The sequence below is a fragment of the Telluria sp. ZB2R32 genome (assembly GCF_059685715.1).
The window spans coordinates 708,424-726,141 of sequence record NZ_JCASIG010000001.1; the positions used below are offsets into that span (position 1 = coordinate 708,424).

A 17,718-nucleotide genomic window follows, 5' to 3' on the forward strand; every position below is an offset into this window, starting at 1 on the left:
CGGTCCTGCAGGCGCGATGCGGACGTTACCCCGGGGCGGTGCCCCGGGCTTACGATATGGGTTCCGGTCGCGTGCGCGACCTCCACATTTGCTTATGTATATTGTGTCTAAGCCTGATTTGTCGGAAAAGGCGAATTGCCCTAAAATACAGTGCTTTGCCATGTTGGCGGCCCCACCTTGCGCTGACGGCCGCGGCACCCCACCATAGATAGGACTGTTATGACCCACGTTGTCACCGAATCGTGCATCAGCTGTCGTTATACCGACTGCGTCGATGTATGCCCGGTCGATTGTTTCCGGGAAGGCCCGAATTTCCTCGCGATTGACCCTGACGAGTGCATCGACTGCGCAGTGTGCGTGGCCGAATGCCCGGTGAACGCGATCTATGCCGAGGAAGACGTGCCGGGCGACCAGCAGCAATTCATCAAGATCAATGCCGATTTGTCGCGCAACTGGCCGTCGATCACCAAGACCAAGCCGGCCCTGCCCGACGCGGAAGAGTGGAAAGACGTCAAGAACAAGCTGGAACAGCTGGTCCGCTAAGCCGTTCTCCCATCGCTTGCTGGCGCCGGATTTGACGGCCGTCAGCAAGCGCGCGTCATCCATGGCACACTAGCGGCCATCGCAAGCGGGCATGCAGCAACAGCCGGCGCGCTCCATTCAAAAATCAACAGGATCATTGCGCATGACTATCAATGCCACCCACGATGCGGGCAGCATCGCCCCTAACAGTTCGTTCGCCGGCGCCATCGACGCCGATGCCGTCATCATCGGCGCGGGTCCCGTCGGCCTGTTCCAGGTCTTCGAACTCGGCCTCCTCGAAATCAAGGCCCACGTCATCGATTCGCTCGCTGCCGTCGGCGGCCAGTGCGTCGAGTTGTATCCGGACAAGCCGATCTACGACATCCCTGCCGTGCCCGTGTGCACCGGCCAGGAACTGACCGACAACCTGCTCAAGCAGATCGAGCCGTTCGAGCCGACCTTCCACCTGGGCCAGGAAGTGACCACCGTGCAGCGCCGCGAAGACGGCCGCTTCAACGTCGAAACCTCGGCCGGCACCCGCTTCATCACCAAGACCATCTTCATCGCCGCCGGCGTCGGTTCGTTCCAGGCGCGCACGATCAAGGTCGACGGCATCGAGAAGTTCGAAGGCAGCCAGCTGCACTACCGCGTCAAGGACCCGTCGCTGTTCGAAGGCAAGAACCTGGTCATCTGCGGCGGCGGCGACTCCGCGCTGGACTGGGCGCTGAACTTCGTCGGCAAGGCCGAATCGGTCGTGCTGCTGCACCGCCGCGAAGACTTCCGCGCGGCCCCGGCTTCGGTGGCCAAGATGAAGGCGCTGTGCGACGAATACGAGATGCAGCTGATCACCGGCCAGGTCACTGGCTTCGACGAAACCGACGGCAAGCTGACCGAAGTGAAAGTCACCGGCGCCGACGGCGTCACCCGCCGCGTCCCGCTCGACATGCTGATGGTCTTCTTCGGCCTGTCGCCGAAGCTGGGCCCGATCGCCGAATGGGGCCTCGACATCGAGCGCCGCCAGCTGAAAGTGGTCGACACCGAAAAGTTCGAAACCAACGTGCCGGGCATCTTCGCCGTGGGCGACATCAATACCTATCCGGGCAAGAAGAAGCTGATCCTGTCGGGCTTCCACGAAGCGGCCCTGGCAGCCTTCGGCGCGGCGCCTTACATCTTCCCCGACAAGAAGATCCACATGCAGTACACGACGACCTCGCCGAAGCTGCACAAGATCCTCGGCGTCGAGACGCCAGTCTTCGACTGATGACGCATCGATAAGCACGGTCGTTCTGTTACACGGAAACCACAATGCCCCGGCCTCCCGGGGCATTTTCTTTTATGTGTGCCGCATCACCGACGGCCTACCGAAATCGGGTGTATAACCGGGTAAAGCGTGGGGCGAATATGCTTGTGACGAAATCGGATATTTCCACCAGTCAAGCGAGTTATCCTATAATTGATTGATGAATTTTCGCGCATCGGCATGGACGCCTACACGGCAACCATGACAGGCGCACGGGTCCGGACTAAACGCCCGGGCAACACGCACCACACGAAGGAATTACTATGCTTTATCAACTGCATGAGATGCAACGCTCCTTCCTGACCCCGCTGATGCAATGGGCGGACGCGTCCTCGAAGCTGTTCTCCAACCCGGTTTCCCCGTTCGCCCACACCCCGTTCTCGCAGCGGATCGCCGCCGGCTACGAGCTGATGTACCGGCTGGGCAAGGATTACGAAAAGCCGGCCTTCGGCATCGATACCGTCACCATCAAGGGCGAGGCGGTCGCCATCCGCGAACACGCGTTCGTGACCAGGCCGTTCTGCAAACTGGTGCATTTCAAGAAAGATGTGTCGGACGCCGCCTTCGCCGCACTGGCGCAGCCAACCGTCCTGCTGGTCGCACCGCTGTCGGGCCACCATTCGACGCTGCTGCGCGACACCGTGCGCGCCCTGCTGCCCGACCATGACGTCTTCATCACCGACTGGATCGATGCACGCATGGTGCCGCTGTCCGAGGGTCCGTTCCACCTGGACGACTACATTTATTACGTGCAGGATTTTATTCGGGCGCTCGGCCCGGACGTGCACGTCATTTCCGTCTGCCAGCCGACCGTGCCTGTGCTGGCCGCGATCTCGCTGATGGCCAGCGACAACGATCCGAAGCTGCCGAAAACGATGACGATGATGGGCGGCCCGATCGACCCGCGCAAGTCGCCGACCGCCGTCAACGACCTGGCCACCGAAAAGCCGTTCTCGTGGTTCGAGAACACCGTGATTTACGCGGTGCCGGGCAATTATCCGGGCTACGGACGCAAGGTGTATCCGGGCTTCCTGCAGCATGCCGGCTTCATCGCCATGAACCCGGGCCGCCACGCCCAGTCGCACCGCGAGTTCTACCAGCACCTGATGCGCGGCGACGACGAATCGGCGGAAAGCCATCGCCAGTTCTACGACGAATACAATGCCGTGCTCGACATGCCGGCCGAGTACTACCTCGATACGATTAAAACCGTGTTCCAGGAATTCCGCCTGCCGAAGGGCACCTGGGAAGTCGGCGACAAGCTGGTGCGTCCGCAAGACATCAAGACGGTGGCCCTGTTCACCATCGAAGGCGAACTCGACGACATTTCCGGCGCCGGCCAGACCCAGGCTGCGCACGACCTGTGCAGCAATATTCCGGACAACATGAAGCGCGACTACGTGGCGCCGAAAGCCGGCCACTACGGCATCTTCTCGGGCCGCCGCTGGCGCGAAACGATCTGCCCGAAGCTGGGCGAATTCATCCGCGAATTCAACTGAGCGCAACTGGGCGCAACTGAGCGCGCATGTGAAAAATGCCACGATTTCTCGTGGCATTTTTTTTACTGCGGATGTCGGCGGCGCCAGGCCGCTGATCACTTGAACCGCTTGCTTATACCGCTTCCTCGCGCCGGTCTTCGCCACGGCCGAAGTCGGGGTCGGCATCCTCATCATGGCTGTCGCGGCGGTCGCCATGGCGGCGCTCGTCGAGACGTTCTTCGCCCGGCACCCCTTCCGGGCCCGTGCTGCGGCCCGGCGTGTGCGAGACGATGCCGGTCGGGTCGGGTTCGAGCAAGGGGGCAATAATCCATTCGTTCATTCTGTTCTCCTGTTGGCGGTGAGCCGCGTGCCGCGGCCCGTGGCTCATTAAGCCATTAGCGGCGGATCGTCTCTGTTCGATATGCCACTTAACGAAGGCGCGCCCCGCTTTGTTTGTGGCTGGTCAGTTACCGACTCGGCTACCCACTCAGTTACCCAGGAATACGCTGGCAATCACGCCGGTCGCAATCGCCGCCAGCACGTAGTCGTTACCGACCTGCACCCAGTGGTGGCCGCGCGGCGGTGCGCTGAGACGGTGCGAACGCCAGTTGTCGACCACGTACTGGCGGTTGTGATAATTCGCCGGCAGGCGCTGGCCGCGGTAGAGGTCGTGGCGCGGACCGGCGCCGCGGTTGCGCGCTTGATTGTCGCGGCGGTCGTCGCGCGCATCGCGGCGCGCGTCGCGACGGTCGTCACGATAGTCGCGGCGGTCTTCGCGGCGTTCGTCCCGGTAGTCACGACGATCGTCACGACGATCGTCGCGGCGCTCCTGGGCGCGGTTTTGCTGGTAGCCGCGGTCCTGGGCGATTGCCGGCAGGCTGGCGGCGAGCATGACGGCGATCATCGCCCGTGCAATATTCTTTTTCATGGGGTTTCTCCCTCGATTGAGGCCGGCCGCGAGCCGGCAAGGCATCCAGTAAGCCATGCAGCCGCGCCCGTCTCTGTACGTTCCCCCACGCAAACGGCGTGCCGCCGGTGCATTTCGCACAAGGCCCCTATTTATCGGATAATGTCGCCTTGATTCCCGTCTTACCCTCCCTGCCGTGACCAAGACCCTTGCCGACCTGATCGAAGACCAGCTGCCGCAGACGCAATGCACCAAGTGCGGCTATCCGGCATGCCGGCCCTATGCCGAAGCCATCGCCGGCGGCGAGGCCGAGATCAACCAATGCCCGCCGGGTGGGCTCGAAGGCGTGCGCCGCCTGTCCGCCGTCACCGGGCGCCCGGTGATCCCGATCAACCCGGCGAATGGCCTCGAGCGTCCGCGTCCGGTCGCCTATATCGATGAAGCGCTGTGCATCGGCTGCACCCTGTGCATCCAGGCCTGCCCGGTCGACGCGATCCTGGGCGCGGCCAAGCAGATGCACACGATCCTGCCCAGCCTGTGCACCGGCTGCGACCTGTGCGTGGCGCCCTGCCCGGTCGACTGCATCAGCATGGTGCCCATCACCGGCGAAGCCACCGGCTGGGCCGCCTGGTCGCAACAGGCCGCCGATGCGGCGCGCGCACGGCACGACTTCCGCAGCGAACGCCTGAAGCGCGAGCGCGAGGAAAACGATGCGCGCCTGGCCGCCAAGGCGGTCGAGAAGATGCGCGAAGTCACGGCCGAAGCGACCAACACGCCGGAAGAACTGGCGGAAAAGGAACGCAAGCGCGCCATCATCGCCGCCGCCATGGAACGGGCGCGCCTGCGCGCCGCCAATGCCAACGCCACCGCGGCCGACCCTTCGTCCAAAGATAAGCCTGTCTAATGAATCTGGCTAAACGTTTAGAAATATTTACGCGCTTTCGCGCCGCCAATCCGCATCCGACCACCGAGTTGGAATTCACGACGCCGTTCGAACTCCTGATCGCCGTGCTGCTGTCGGCGCAGTCGACCGACGTCGGCGTCAACAAGGCCACCCGCCGCCTGTACCCGGTCGCCAACACGCCGCAGAAAATCCTCGACCTCGGCGTCGACGAACTGAAGACCTATATCTCGACCATCGGCCTCTACAACAACAAGGCGAAGAACGTCATCGCCACGTGCCAGATCCTGGTGGAGCAGCATGGCGGCGAAGTGCCGCGCGCGCGCGAGGCGCTCGAGGCCCTGCCGGGCGTCGGCCGCAAGACGGCGAACGTGGTGCTGAACACCGCCTTCGGCGAACCGACGATGGCGGTCGACACCCACATCTTCCGCGTCTCCAACCGCACCAACATCGCGCCGGGCAAGAACGTCGACCAGGTCGAGATGAAGCTGCTGAAGTTCGTGCCCAAGGATTTTTTGCACGATGCCCACCACTGGCTGATCCTGCACGGCCGCTACACCTGCGTGGCGCGCCGGCCCAAGTGCTGGAACTGCATCATCAACGACTTGTGCGAGTTCCGCGACAAGACGCCGGCGCCCGATGGCCTGATCGCGCCGGCGCCGGTGCCGCCAGTGGTGCTGGCGGACGCCTGATCCAGACGTAAAAAAAGGCCCGTGAGGGGAATGCTGTTCAGTTAAGCCGCCGCGAACTGTCTCCCAGCTCCAAGCCTTGCCACACTGTTCGCGTTTTGTTAATTGCAGGGTGGACTCCCGAGTCCACGGCCGTGCCGTTGCACTCTTCAACGCTGGGAGAAGCCTGTATGTTCGCGCTCCCAGGCCAGGTGGCGCATCTCGATCGGCATAAAGAGGGCCGTGGACTCGGGAGTCCACCCTACATATCGCGCAAATCGTATTGCGCGACCGGGCTTGGTACTAGCTGGAAATGCGTAACACGCCCCTTGACTGAACGGCATTCGGCCCGTGAGGGCCTTTTTTCAGGACGCTTGCCAGCCTCCGCCGCTGCGCGCAGGCGCGGCACGCATCCCCATGATCGCCGGCAAGGCGCCCAGCGCCGCACGCTTGCGCGCTGCCGGGTCGTCGATCCCGCGCTGCGCGTCGGCGTCGCCGTCGAGCTTGAACACGCTGACCACCCCGTTCAGGCTGACCGTCTGCTCCTGCAATGCCTGGGCCGCGGCCGCCGCTTCCTCGACCAGCGCCGCGTTCTGCTGGGTGACGGTGTCCATCTCGGTCACGGCAAGGTTGATCTGCTCGATGCCGGCGCCCTGCTCGCTGCTGGCGGCGCTGATCTCGGCCATGATGTCCATCACGCGCTTCACGCTGGCGACGATGTCGGTCATGGTGGCGCCGGCTTCGTTCACCAGCAGGCTGCCGGCCTCGACCCGGTCGACCGAGCCGCCGATCAGGTTCTTGATTTCCTTCGCCGCCGTGGCCGAGCGCTGCGCCAGGTTGCGTACTTCCGCCGCCACGACGGCAAAGCCGCGGCCTTGTTCGCCGGCGCGCGCCGCTTCCACGGCGGCGTTCAGGGCCAGGATATTGGTCTGGAAGGCGATGCCGTCGATGACGCCGATGATGTCGACGATCTGCTTCGACGATGCGCTGATCGCCGCCATCGTGCCGACCGCGCGCTCGACGATGGCGCCGCCCTTGAGCGCCACGTCGCAGGCGCTGATCGCCAGCTGGTTGGCCTGGCGCGCATTGTCGGCGTTCTGCTTCACGGTCGAGGTCAGCTCTTCCATCGACGAGGCGGTTTCTTCCAGCGCGCCGGCCTGCTGCTCGGTGCGCGCCGACAGGTCGAGGTTGCCCTGAGCGATTTCGCTCGAAGCCACCGCGATCGTCTCGGCGCCGCTGCGCACCTTGGTGACGATTTGCTGCAGGCTGCTGTTCATGTCGCGCAGCGCCGCCAGCAGCTGGCCGGTTTCGTCGTTCGACGTGACCTCGATCCGTGCGCGCAGGTCGCCGGCGGCCACCGTCTTCGCCACCTCGACGGCGCGGCCGAGCGGACGCACGATCGAGCGCGAGACGACGATCCCGGCGATGATCGCCGCGGCCGAACCGAGCACCATCGCCAGCAGGCTCAGGAGCGTGGCGCGGCGGCTGCCGGCGCTGGCCTCGGCGACGCTGTGCGCGGCGTCCTCGACAATGACGTCGCGCGCCTGCACCAGCAATTCAGTCGGGGCGCGGTCCTTGCCCTTGACGGCGGCGTCGCCGGCGGCAGCATCGAAGCCGGCTGCTTCGAATTGCGCATAACCGCTGCGGAAGTCCTGGCCCATTTGCCGGTGGGCGCGGCCGAACCGTTCGAGCAAGTCATGCTCCGGGCCGGCTGCGACCGTGTCCAGCAGCGCGGCGACCTGCGCCGCCACCTTGCGCTCGCCATCCTGGTAGGCTTGCCAGTATTTGGCGCGCTCGGCCTCGTCCTTGCCGCGCAGAAGCGTGTTCTTCCATTCCTGGACCTGGGTCTTGAAGCTCGACTGCAGCGCCTCGACCCGCTGCGCCTGGCTATAGCTGGCGACCGCGCCGCTGTAGGTACTGATCGAACTGTTCAGTTCGTACAAACCGAAGAAGCCGGCGCCGGCCACCACGAGGGCGACGGCGGCAAAGCAGAGGGGGAGTTTACGGCTCAGTTTCATGATGGCGTCTGGTGAAGAGGCGCCGGCATGCAGGATGCATGGCCGCCGCGGGGCCAGTCTACATCTGAGTGTATCCGTGCGGCAACTAAATGTCTGAGGCAAGACGCTTGCAGTGAAGGCGGTGTGCGCCTGTCACAACACAGTTGTCGGAAGGGTATGGGGTTTTGTCGGTTGGGACGGGGAAGGCTGGAATGCGGATGGGGTGGCGCTGTTGCGTGTAGCGCTATTGGTGTGTTTAATCCGCATGGCCACGAGTGCCCATCCTACGGAATACGTTGCGTATCCGGGTTATCGGTGACCGTAGGATGGGCTCTCGAGCCCATGCGGATTCAACCTACCACGAACGGAACAGGCAACAGCCCCACTACCCCGTGATCATCGTGGTAACGCCCGTCGCAAACGACGCCGCCTGAATCCGCCCATCCACGACTTCGTAAATGCACAGCATCTCCACCGTCCCGCGCCCTTCGGGAAAATTACGTGTCACGACTTCGAGGTCAGTGACAACGTTCCCCAGCACCGTCCGGCCGAGCAGGCGCGCGTGCAAATCCGGCTCGGCGAAGCGCGCCACATAGCGCGGCCGGATCGCGTCGTGGCCCTCGGCCAGCAGCGCGCCATGCAGCACGAACTGGCGCGCATCCGGCGCATAGGTGCGCATCAGCGCGTCGATGTCCTTGGCGTTGTAGGCGTCGAGCTGGGCTTGCACCACGGCGGCGGGGTCGAAAGTCATGATGATCAGAGGAGAACGAGGTTGTCGCGATGGACCAGTTCCGGTCCTTCGATATAGCCGAGGATGGCTTCGATGTCGTGCGAGGAGCGGCGCATGATGCGGCGCACTTCGCTGCTGGTGTAGCTGGTCAGCCCGCGCGCGACCGGCACGCCGGCTTCGCTGACGCAGGTGATCACCTGCCCGCGCCCGAACTCGCCTTTCACGGCGATCACGCCGATCGGCAGCAGCGACTTGCCCTCTTGCGTCAGTTTCTGGACGGCGCCGGCGTCGAGCACGACTTCGCCCGCCGTATGCAGGTGGTCGACCATCCACTGGCGCCGTGCGGTCAGGCGCGTGGTCGGCGCGTGCAGTTCGGTGCCGATCGCCTCGCCGGCGGCCAGGCGCGTGAGCACCTCCGGCTCGCGGCCCCAGGCGATCACCGTGTGGGCGCCCGAGCGCGCGGCGCGGCGCGCGGCCAATACCTTGGTCAGCATGCCGCCGCTACCGATGTTGCTGCCGGCGCCGCCCGCCATCGCTTCCAGGCTGGCGTCGCCCGCTTGCGCGCGTTCGATCAGGCGTGCCTTCGGGTCCTTGCGCGGATCGGCGGAATACAGGCCGCGCTGGTCGGTGAGGATGACGAGCGCATCGGCTTCGATCAGGTTGGCGACCAGGGCGCCGAGCGTGTCGTTGTCACCGAACTTGATCTCGTCGGTGACGACGGTATCGTTCTCGTTGATGATCGGGACCACGCCCAGGCGCAGCAGGGTCGTCAGCGTGGCGCGCGCGTTCAGGTAGCGTTCGCGGTCGGCCAGGTCGGCGTGGGTCAACAAGACCTGCGCGGTCTTGACGCCGTGCGCCTTGAAGCTGGTCTCGTAGATTTGCGCCAGGCCCATCTGGCCGACGGCGGCGCAGGCCTGCAGTTCGTGGATGTCGTGCGGGCGGGACGTAAAGCCGAGGCGCAGCATGCCTTCGGCAATGGCGCCGGAGCTGACCAGCACGACTTCCTTGCCGAGGGCGCGCAGTGCGGAGATCTGGAATGCCCAGCGCGCAATGGCGGCGTGGTCGAGGCCGCGGCCTTCGTTGGTGACGAGCGACGAGCCGACCTTGACGATGATGCGGCCGGCTTGGGCGATGACGGAGTGATTTGTGACGTTCATGACGGAACTCTGTTTTCCCGCGGGCGCAGTGCCAGCAGGGCCAGGCCCGCCAGCAACTCGATCCCGCTGACGACGAACAAGGAGCCAGTCGGCAGGCCGATCGCAAACGCCGCGACCAGGCGCCCGGCCGGCTGGGCGAGCAGGAATAATGCAAGGAGATCGCCGAGGATGGGCTGGTCGCCCCGCCTTGCCGCCAGCATAGCCAGCCCCGCGGTGGCGAGGCGGACTCCGACATAGATGGCGTAGAACTGGCTGTAGCCGTTCACGCCAACGAGAAACAGGCCCATTGCGGTGGCGACCCGGTCCGGGTCGAGCATGGCAACGAGCGCCGCCAGCGAACTGGCGGTGGCTACCAGCTGCAATAGCTGGCCGCGCGCCCACGCACGCGTGAGCCGGAAACCCTTAGTCTTCAAGGATTTTAAAACGTGGATCGTCCGGATCGATCGAGTTGATGCCGCGCGCTTCCTCGGTCATCTGCACCGATTCGTCCACGCGCACTTCGATGGCGCGCTTCTCTTCCAGGTGCAGGTAGATCGCGTTGATCAGTTCCTGGCAGCCTTCGCGGTTCAAGGCCGAAATCTCGAAGACAGGGCCCTTCCAGGCCATCTTCTTGACGAAGTCCTTCACGCGCTTCTTGCGCTCTTCTTCCGGCACGACGTCGAGCTTGTTCAGCACCAGCCAGCGCGGCTTGTTGAGCAGGTCTTCGTCATACTTCTCGAGTTCGCGGATCAAGGCTTTGGCTTCCTTGACCGGATCGACCGTCGCCTCGAACGGCGCCAGGTCGACGATGTGCAGCAGCAGGCCGGTACGCGACAGGTGGCGCAGGAACTGGTGGCCCAGGCCCGCACCTTCGGACGCGCCTTCGATCAGGCCCGGAATGTCGGCGATCACGAAACTCTTCGCGTGCGACACGCGCACCACGCCGAGGTTCGGATGCAGGGTCGTGAACGGGTAGTCGGCGATCTTCGGCTTGGCGTTCGAGACGGCTGTGATAAACGTCGACTTGCCGGCGTTCGGCATGCCCAAGAGGCCCACGTCGGCCAGCACCTTCAGTTCCAGGCGCAGCTCGCGGCGTTCGCCCGGCTTGCCCTCGGTCTTCTGGCGCGGTGCGCGGTTGGTCGAGGTCTTGAAATGGATGTTGCCCCAGCCGCCCTCGCCGCCCTTGGCCAGCAGTTCGGTCTGGCCGTGTTCGGTCAGGTCGGCGATGATCTCGCCGTTGACGTTGTCGATGATCAGCGTGCCGACCGGCATGCGCAGATAGACATCGTCGGCGCCCTTGCCGTAGCAATCGGAGCCACGGCCAGGTTCGCCATGGCGGCCATGGTGGGTTTTCGAATAGCGGAAGTCGACCAGCGTGTTGATATTCCGGTCCGCAACCGCCCAGATCGAGCCGCCCTTGCCGCCGTCGCCGCCGTCGGGACCGCCGAATGGGCGGAACTTCTCGCGCAGGAACGAGGCGCAACCGTTGCCGCCGTCGCCCGCAATGACTTCAATTCTTGCTTCGTCGATAAACTTCATAATGACCGCCAAAAAACTAAAAAGGCTCTACCTTGGGCAGAGCCTTTCGATGGAAGGCTTGCGCCTTACAAAGTGCGCCGCATGGAGCGGCGCTGTACGTCAATTAGGCTGCGACTGCTTCAGCAGCCTGGGCAGCAACGACGGTCACGTACTGCTTCGAACCGACGCCTTGCTTGACGAATTTCACAGTGCCGTCGACCAGCGCGAACAGGGTGTGATCCTTGCCCAGGCCAACGTTGGTGCCTGGACGCACTGGGGTGCCACGTTGACGGATGATGATGCCGCCGGCGGTGATCGCCTGGCCGCCGTACACCTTCACGCCGAGGCGCTTGCTTTCTGAATCGCGGCCGTTACGGGTAGTGCCGCCGCCTTTTTTGTGTGCCATTTAAATACTCCTTGATGACTTTGAAGAGAGGGGCAATTAGCCGTTGATCGAAACCACTTGGATTTCGGTGAAGTTCTGGCGGTGGCCCTGACGCTTCTGGTAGTGCTTACGACGGCGCATCTTGAAAATGCGAACCTTGTCGTGGCGACCATGGGAAACGACCTTCACCAGAACCGTCGCACCTTCAACCAGGGGAGCACCAAATTTGATGCTCTCGCCCGCGCCAACGGCGAGGACCTGATCGATCGTGAGTTCGGAACCAATGTCTGCCGGTATCTGTTCTACTTTAAGTTTTTCGCCAGCGACAACTTTATACTGCTTGCCACCGGTTTTTATGACCGCGTACATGATTGAAAACCTCATCAATTGTTTAATAAAAATCCCTGCGGCGGCGACAGGGTCACTGACCGCGCTGCGCTTCTCTGGTGCCGGGGAACAGGGAATTATACACGGTTCAATCTGTTGCGTCAAAAGGCCGCAAACGCCAACTCTTCCGTCGTATCGCGACAACGGCCGCGGCAGCGCCGCGGGAGCGGGCCGCACGGCTGCCGCTTGGCGAAATGGCACGGCTCATGCTTGCATGTCGTATAATCGCCGCACTCTCGCACATCAACGCATTTTCAACGCTTACAGCAGGTTTGCCTTGTCCGCCGCTACCCCTCACGCCCAGAACACCATCACCCAATCGATCGCTACCGACATGGACGCGGTCAACACGGTGATCCGCCAGCGCCTGCATTCGGAAGTCAGTCTGGTCAACCAGATCGCCGAATACATCATCAGCGCCGGCGGCAAGCGCATCCGCCCCGTCCTGGTGCTGTTGCTGGCCAATGCCCATGGCTACAGGGGCACGGCGCACCATGAACTGGCAGCGGTCGTCGAGTTCATCCACACCGCCACCCTGCTGCACGACGACGTCGTCGACGAATCCTCGATGCGCCGCGGCCGCCAGACCGCCAACGCCCTGTTCGGCAACGCCGCCTCGGTGCTGGTCGGCGATTTCCTGTATTCGCGTTCGTTCCAGATGATGGTCGGCCTGGAAAACATGCGCGTCATGCAGATCCTGTCGGACGCCACCAACGTGATCGCCGAAGGCGAAGTACTGCAGCTGCTGAACATGCACGACCCGGACGTCAGCCACGAGCGCTATCTGACCGTGATCCGCTCGAAGACGGCGAAACTGTTCGAAGCCGCCGCCGAACTGGGCGCCCTGGTCGCCGGCGCGAGCAGCGCCCAAGTGGCCGCGGCCGGCGAATACGGCCGCTCGCTGGGCACGGCATTCCAGCTGATCGACGACGTGCTCGATTACGCCGGCGACGCCGCCGAGATCGGCAAGAACGTCGGCGACGACCTGCGCGAAGGCAAACCGACCCTGCCGCTGATCTACCTGATGGAACACGGCACCCCGGAACAACGCGAACTGGTGCGCGCCTGCATCGAGCAGGGCGACGAGCAGCATTTCGACGCCGTGCTGGCCGCCGTGACCTCCAGCGGCGCCCTCGACTACACCCGCCGCGAAGCCGAAACCGCCGCCCGCCGCGCCGCCGAATCGATCGCCGACCTGCCGGACAGTCCCTATAAGGACAGCCTGTTGCAACTCTGCAGCTTCGCTGTTGACAGGAACCACTGAGCAAAATTATATTAATGCTTCCCGAGACGTCCTTTCGCGGCGTCTCAAACAGTCGGGGTGTAGCTTAGCCCGGTAGAGCGCTACGTTCGGGACGTAGAGGCCGGAGGTTCGAATCCTCTCACCCCGACCAGTGTTACTTCTGACCCTATTTCAAAGCCCCAGCGAATGGGGCTTTGTTGTTTCTGGGCGTGCCATGAGGCGTCTCATCTATTTGCTCGTCACGATCCTGCTGGCCGGCGCTGGCGCCATCGTCGTCGATGGCGTGCGCGACGACGTTCAGTCAAGCGATGTCGGCGTCGTACTTGGCTCGAAGGTCATGCCTGACGGTACACCGTCCGCTCGCCTGCGCGCACGGCTCGACAAGGCGGCCGACCTGTACCGCCAGGGCATGTTCAGGCACATCATCGTCAGCGGCGGCACTGGCGTCGAAGGCTACAGCGAAGGCCTGGTCATGGCTGCTTACCTGAGGGACAGGCAAACGATTCCGGTAGACGCCATCCTGGTCGACGAGCACGGCAACACCACCGAGGCGACCGCCCGCAACAGCGCGGCCATCATGGCGGCGCATGGCTTCAAGAGCGCGGTGGTCGTTACCCAATTCTTCCACGTCACGCGCAGCCGCTACGCGCTGCAGCGCGCCGGCGTCGGAACGGTCTATGGCGCCCATGCCAACCACATCGAGGCGCGCGATCTCTACTCGCTGGGGAGAGAGCTGGTCGCGTTGCCGGCCTACTGGCTCTCGGCGCGCTGAAGCAGGCGTTTTTCCGACTCGCTCGGCGCGCCCAGGTATTCGGACTGCTTGTCCAGGTTCAGCTTGCCGACCATCCTGCCCGACGCCGGATCGAACAGCAGGCCGAGCGAGGTGTCGTCGCACCGGTGCGCCTGGCAAGCGTCGTAGTACAGGAACTGGCGGCCGCCGGGCAGGCCCGTCAGCACCGCGCCCTCCGCGGCCGGCCCGCTGAGCAGGCGCTTTTTCAGCGAGACGCCGGTCTTGTCGGCCTTGGCCAGGCTTGACGACGCCAGCAGCGCGTCGAACCGGGCGGAAAAGGCGGGCTGATGGTAATTCTTCTTGTCCAGGATGCTCTTCCCGTTCGTGAGCAGGTTGAACAACTGGGTTTGGTAGGGCGCCAGCGCTGCGGCGTTGGAGGGTTCGGCAGCGGCGGATGCGGCGCAGGTGGCGCCGAGGATGCATGCCAATCCATACGTCAGCAGTGAACTATTTCCGGTCATTTTGCCATCTCATGTCTTTTTTGCATTCTCCTTCACTGATCAGCAGGTTGTAAATCGTGCGCTACCGTCACCCGACGTTGACGCCCCGATAAATATACGCCTGGCTTATCGCAGTCATCATGAACCGAAAGTATATTTATAGCCTCGAGGAATTTATACTGCACCGCAACATATCAGTATTTATTCGGAGCGACACATGAACGCAGCAACGATCACCCAGGCGCAGGACGAGGGACTGCGCCACCAATCCGGCGGCTTGTTTGCCCCCATCCGCAGCTTCTCGGAGCAGCTGTTTGCAGCCCACGGCGGCTGGATGGCTGCCCGTAAAGAACGCGCAATCCGCGCCTCGACCGCCATCGCCGAGCGCGAAGGCCGGGCGCAACTGTTCGCACTGGCAGCCGACGCCGACAAGCATTCGCCGAACCTGGCCGCGGAACTGCGCTGGATGGCGAACCGCTAAGCATTAGTTCGTAGTACCCGCAGGACCTCGCGTTCAGCGTTCGCCGCCCCCAGCGGCAGCCGACACGCAAATCCCCCTCCCCTACCCGGAGCGTCGGCGCCCGCCGCGCCCGGGTCGCCTTGCCTCCCCCGCCATTACGCCGCCTCGCCGTCCCGGGCCAGCACCAGCAGCTTGCCGATCTCCGGCACGCACGAGCCGCAATTGCCGCCCGCCTTCAGGCAGGCCGTCACTTGCGCCGTGGTCGTGAGCGCTTGTGCGCGGATCGCCGCGCAGATCGTGTTGCGCCCCACGCCGAAGCAGGAACATACGGTCGGCCCCGGGTCCGCGCCCTGGTGCGGCGCGCGTCCGGCCAGCAAGGTCGCGCGATCACGCGGCGCCAGGGTCTCCTGCGCGAACAAGCTGGCCAGCCACTGGCGCGGCGGCAGCGCCGCCCCACGGCGCGCGACGAACACGCAAGCTTGCAGCCGCCCTGCCACCAGGTGCGCGGCGCGGTAGACGCCAGCGCCGGCATCGTCGTATTCGATCCAGTCGGTCTCGCCTGACACTTTCAAAACGTCGCGCGCCCAGTCGGCATGTGCCGGTCCGCGCCCGCCAAGTTCATAGCGCACGAAGCCGTCTCCCTGCACGCGCGTCCAGTTTGCGACCCGGTCGACCGCCAGCGCCGTGCGCGACAGCACAAAGGCCTGCCACTCGACCACAAAAGGTTCGACCCGCACCGGCGTGTGCTTGAACTCCGGCTCGCCCGAGACCGGGTCCACCGCCGGATTGACGATGGCGCCGACGCGCGCATCCGACGCCGTCTGCCCGCTCCAGTGGATCGGCACGAACACGCTGCCGCGCGCAATGCCGCCGCCGTGGCTCACGCGCGCCACCATCGCGCCCCAGCGGCTGGTGACGCGCGCGAGTTCGCCCTCGCGCACGCCGCACAATAACGCGTCGTTCGGATGCAGGTCGATGAAGGGTTCCGGCGCATGGTTCGCCAGGCGCGGCGACTTGCCGGTGCGCGTCATCGTGTGCCACTGGTCGCGCAGGCGGCCGGTGTTCAGGGCGAGCGGATAGTCGGCGTCGACCGCGTGCACGGGCAGGCGCGGCGGCGTGGCGACGAAGCGTGCGCGGCCACTCGAATGCGCAAAGCGGCCGTCGCCGAACAGGCGGCGCGTTCCTTCCTTGTTATCCCGCACCGGCCACTGGACCGGTTCCAGCGCGTCGTAAGCCTGCCGGCTCAGTCCTGTCATGCCCGAGATGTCGAACATGCGCCGGCCCGCCTGCGCCGCATCGTTGCGCCAGCCCGACAGCCGCGCATGTTCGTCGAAGATCGCATGCGCGCCGGCGTAATCGAAACCAGTAAAACCCATGCGCCGCGCGACTTCGCACAAGGCCCACCAGTCGGCACGCGCCTCGCCCGGCGCCGGCAGGAAGGCGCGCTGGCGCGAGATGCAGCGTTCGGAATTGGTTACCGTGCCATCCTTTTCTCCCCATCCCAGCGCCGGCAGCAGCACGTCGGCGAATGCGGTGGTGTCGGTGGCGCCGACGATGTCGCTGACCACCACCAGTTCGCACTTGTCCAGCGCGCGCCGCACCTGGTCGGCGTCGGGCAGGCTGACCAGCGGATTGGTGGCGATGATCCACACTGCCTTGACGCTGCCCTCTTCCACGGCGCGGAACAGGTCGACCGCCTTCAGGCCCGGCTTTGCGGCGATGCGCGGCGCATCCCAATAGGTTTGCACGGCGTCGCGGTGAGCGGGGTTGTCGAGGTCCATGTGCGCGGCCAGCATGTTGGCCAGGCCGCCCACTTCGCGCCCGCCCATCGCGTTCGGCTGGCCGGTCAGCGAACACGGCCCCATGCCGGGCTTGCCGATGCGGCCGGTGAGCAGGTGGCAGTTGATGATGGCGTTGACCTTGTCGGTGCCGCTCGAGGACTGGTTCACGCCTTGCGACCAGGCGGTGACGGTTTTTTCGGTCGCGGCAAAGGCTTCGTAAAAGGCAAGCAGCTGGCCCGGGTCGACGCGGCAGATGCGCGCGACCTGGGCCGGGTCGCTGCAATCGACGTCGGCGGCGGCGAGCGCCTGCCCGAACCCTTCGGTATGCGCCGCGACGAAGGCGGTGTCATTGATGCCCTGCCGCGCCAGGTAGCTGAGCAAGCCGTTGAACAGCCAGACGTCGGTGCCCGGCTTGACCGGTAAATGGATGTCGGCCAGTTCGCAGGTCGCGGTGCGGCGCGGGTCGATCGCCACGATGCGCAAGCCAGGCCGCGCTTCCTTCGCGCGCAGGATGCGCTGGAACAGGGTCGGATGGCACCAGGCCGTGTTCGAGCCGACCAGCACGATCAGGTCGGCCAGTTCGAAATCCTCGTAGCAGCCCGGCACCAGGTCTTCGCCGAAGGCGCGCTTGTGGCCGGCCACGCTGGACGACATGCACAGGCGCGAATTGGTGTCGATGTTCGCGCTGCCGACATAACCCTTCATGAATTTATTGGCGACGTAGTAATCCTCGGTCAGCAGCTGGCCGGAGACGTACAGCGCCACCGCATCCGGGCCGTGCGTGGCGATGATGTCGGCGAAGCCGCTGGCGACGCGGCCGAGCGCCTCGTCCCAGCTGGCGCGGCGCATGCCGTCTTGTGTGCGCAGCGCCGGATACAGCAGGCGCCCGTCGAGATCCAGCGTTTCGCCCAGGGCCGCGCCTTTGACGCACAGGCGGCCCTGACTGGCGCTGTGCTGCTTGTCCCCCGCGATGATGGGAATGCTGCCGGGCCGCACGGTCGCCGTAACGCCGCAGCCGACGCCGCAATATGGACAGGTGGTGCGCACGGTCTGCACGGGCAAGGTCATGTCCATG

19 protein-coding genes and 1 tRNA gene are annotated in these 17,718 nt (G+C 64.6%); 9 read left to right on the top strand and 11 right to left on the bottom strand.

Going from position 1 to position 17,718, the window contains the following annotated elements; translation table 11 throughout:
• The first annotated feature begins 219 nt into the window (after positions 1-219).
• From fdxA to AC56LG_RS03025, 3 genes are all read left to right on the top strand, one after another.
• Positions 220-543: a ferredoxin FdxA gene (gene fdxA, locus AC56LG_RS03015; protein ID WP_497164648.1), complete on the top strand. Its 324-nt coding sequence runs from the start codon at positions 220-222 to the stop codon at positions 541-543.
• A 142-nt stretch (positions 544-685) separates the two neighbouring features.
• Positions 686-1,783 carry an NAD(P)/FAD-dependent oxidoreductase gene (locus AC56LG_RS03020; RefSeq protein WP_197986204.1) on the top strand — a complete coding sequence of 366 codons (1,098 nt, stop codon included), beginning with the start codon at positions 686-688 and terminating at the stop codon, positions 1,781-1,783.
• Between the two features lie 302 nt (positions 1,784-2,085).
• A complete protein-coding gene (locus tag AC56LG_RS03025; RefSeq protein ID WP_497164649.1) occupies positions 2,086-3,321 on the top strand; it encodes a polyhydroxyalkanoate depolymerase in 1,236 nt (411 codons plus the stop codon).
• A gap of 112 nt (positions 3,322-3,433) precedes the next feature.
• Here the strand turns inward: AC56LG_RS03025 and AC56LG_RS03030 are convergent, their stop codons facing one another.
• Both AC56LG_RS03030 and AC56LG_RS03035 read right to left on the bottom strand, forming a co-directional pair.
• Positions 3,434-3,640: a hypothetical protein gene (locus tag AC56LG_RS03030; protein ID WP_497164650.1), complete on the bottom strand. Its 207-nt coding sequence runs from the start codon at positions 3,638-3,640 to the stop codon at positions 3,434-3,436.
• A gap of 147 nt (positions 3,641-3,787) precedes the next feature.
• A complete protein-coding gene (locus tag AC56LG_RS03035) occupies positions 3,788-4,228 on the bottom strand; it encodes an RcnB family protein (RefSeq protein WP_497164651.1) in 441 nt (146 codons plus the stop codon).
• Positions 4,229-4,403: 175 nt separating this feature from the next.
• Between AC56LG_RS03035 and rsxB the strand changes: the two genes are divergently transcribed.
• Complete coding sequence (rsxB, locus tag AC56LG_RS03040) at positions 4,404-5,111, top strand: electron transport complex subunit RsxB (RefSeq protein WP_497164652.1); 708 nt, start codon at positions 4,404-4,406, stop codon at positions 5,109-5,111.
• Complete coding sequence (gene nth, locus AC56LG_RS03045; protein ID WP_497164653.1) at positions 5,111-5,800, top strand: endonuclease III; 690 nt, start codon at positions 5,111-5,113, stop codon at positions 5,798-5,800. Before rsxB ends, nth begins: the two co-directional genes overlap by 1 nt.
• Before the next feature lie 341 nt (positions 5,801-6,141).
• On the opposite strand, the gene AC56LG_RS03050 is transcribed toward nth, so the two are convergent.
• The 7 genes from AC56LG_RS03050 to rplU all read right to left on the bottom strand — a co-directional run bounded on the left by AC56LG_RS03050 (position 6,142) and on the right by rplU (position 11,911).
• On the bottom strand, positions 6,142-7,794 hold the full coding sequence (locus AC56LG_RS03050) for a methyl-accepting chemotaxis protein (protein WP_497164654.1): 1,653 nt from the start codon (positions 7,792-7,794) through the stop codon (positions 6,142-6,144).
• Between the two features lie 364 nt (positions 7,795-8,158).
• Entirely contained in the window at positions 8,159-8,524 is a 366-nt protein-coding gene (locus AC56LG_RS03055) for a nuclear transport factor 2 family protein (protein WP_497164655.1), read from the bottom strand.
• A 5-nt stretch (positions 8,525-8,529) separates the two neighbouring features.
• The gene (gene proB, locus AC56LG_RS03060; RefSeq protein WP_497164656.1) at positions 8,530-9,660 is read right to left on the bottom strand and encodes a glutamate 5-kinase; all 1,131 of its coding nucleotides are present in this window, start codon (positions 9,658-9,660) and stop codon (positions 8,530-8,532) included.
• Positions 9,657-10,073, bottom strand: a complete 417-nt coding sequence (locus tag AC56LG_RS03065) for a hypothetical protein (RefSeq protein ID WP_497164657.1) — start codon at positions 10,071-10,073, stop codon at positions 9,657-9,659. Before AC56LG_RS03065 ends, proB begins: the two co-directional genes overlap by 4 nt.
• A complete protein-coding gene (obgE, locus tag AC56LG_RS03070) occupies positions 10,063-11,178 on the bottom strand; it encodes a GTPase ObgE (protein ID WP_497164658.1) in 1,116 nt (371 codons plus the stop codon). Before obgE ends, AC56LG_RS03065 begins: the two co-directional genes overlap by 11 nt.
• Positions 11,179-11,281: 103 nt before the next feature.
• The gene (gene rpmA / locus AC56LG_RS03075; RefSeq protein ID WP_192049619.1) at positions 11,282-11,563 is read right to left on the bottom strand and encodes a 50S ribosomal protein L27; all 282 of its coding nucleotides are present in this window, start codon (positions 11,561-11,563) and stop codon (positions 11,282-11,284) included.
• Positions 11,564-11,599: 36 nt separating this feature from the next.
• Positions 11,600-11,911, bottom strand: a complete 312-nt coding sequence (gene rplU, locus AC56LG_RS03080; protein WP_082493710.1) for a 50S ribosomal protein L21 — start codon at positions 11,909-11,911, stop codon at positions 11,600-11,602.
• Positions 11,912-12,206: 295 nt separating this feature from the next.
• On the opposite strand from rplU, the gene ispB reads away from it, so the two are divergent.
• From ispB to AC56LG_RS03095, 3 genes are all read left to right on the top strand, one after another.
• Positions 12,207-13,193 carry an octaprenyl diphosphate synthase gene (ispB, locus tag AC56LG_RS03085; protein WP_497164659.1) on the top strand — a complete coding sequence of 329 codons (987 nt, stop codon included), beginning with the start codon at positions 12,207-12,209 and terminating at the stop codon, positions 13,191-13,193.
• 53 nt (positions 13,194-13,246) lie between these two features.
• Positions 13,247-13,323 (top strand) — tRNA-Pro (locus AC56LG_RS03090).
• 63 nt (positions 13,324-13,386) lie between these two features.
• The gene (locus AC56LG_RS03095) at positions 13,387-13,944 is read left to right on the top strand and encodes a YdcF family protein (protein WP_497164660.1); all 558 of its coding nucleotides are present in this window, start codon (positions 13,387-13,389) and stop codon (positions 13,942-13,944) included.
• Here the strand turns inward: AC56LG_RS03095 and AC56LG_RS03100 are convergent.
• Positions 13,923-14,423, bottom strand: a complete 501-nt coding sequence (locus AC56LG_RS03100) for a hypothetical protein (RefSeq protein WP_497164661.1) — start codon at positions 14,421-14,423, stop codon at positions 13,923-13,925. The two genes, AC56LG_RS03095 and AC56LG_RS03100, sit on opposite strands and share 22 nt — an antisense overlap.
• Before the next feature lie 196 nt (positions 14,424-14,619).
• On the opposite strand from AC56LG_RS03100, the gene AC56LG_RS03105 reads away from it, so the two are divergent.
• Positions 14,620-14,883 (top strand): hypothetical protein, encoded by a 264-nt coding sequence (locus AC56LG_RS03105; protein ID WP_497164662.1) that lies wholly within the window; start codon positions 14,620-14,622, stop codon positions 14,881-14,883.
• 134 nt (positions 14,884-15,017) lie between these two features.
• Here AC56LG_RS03105 and AC56LG_RS03110 read toward each other — a convergent pair whose 3' ends face one another.
• Positions 15,018-17,717, bottom strand: coding sequence for a molybdopterin-dependent oxidoreductase (locus AC56LG_RS03110; RefSeq protein WP_497164663.1), 2,700 nt, complete (start codon positions 17,715-17,717; stop codon positions 15,018-15,020).
• Position 17,718 lies beyond the last annotated feature (1 nt).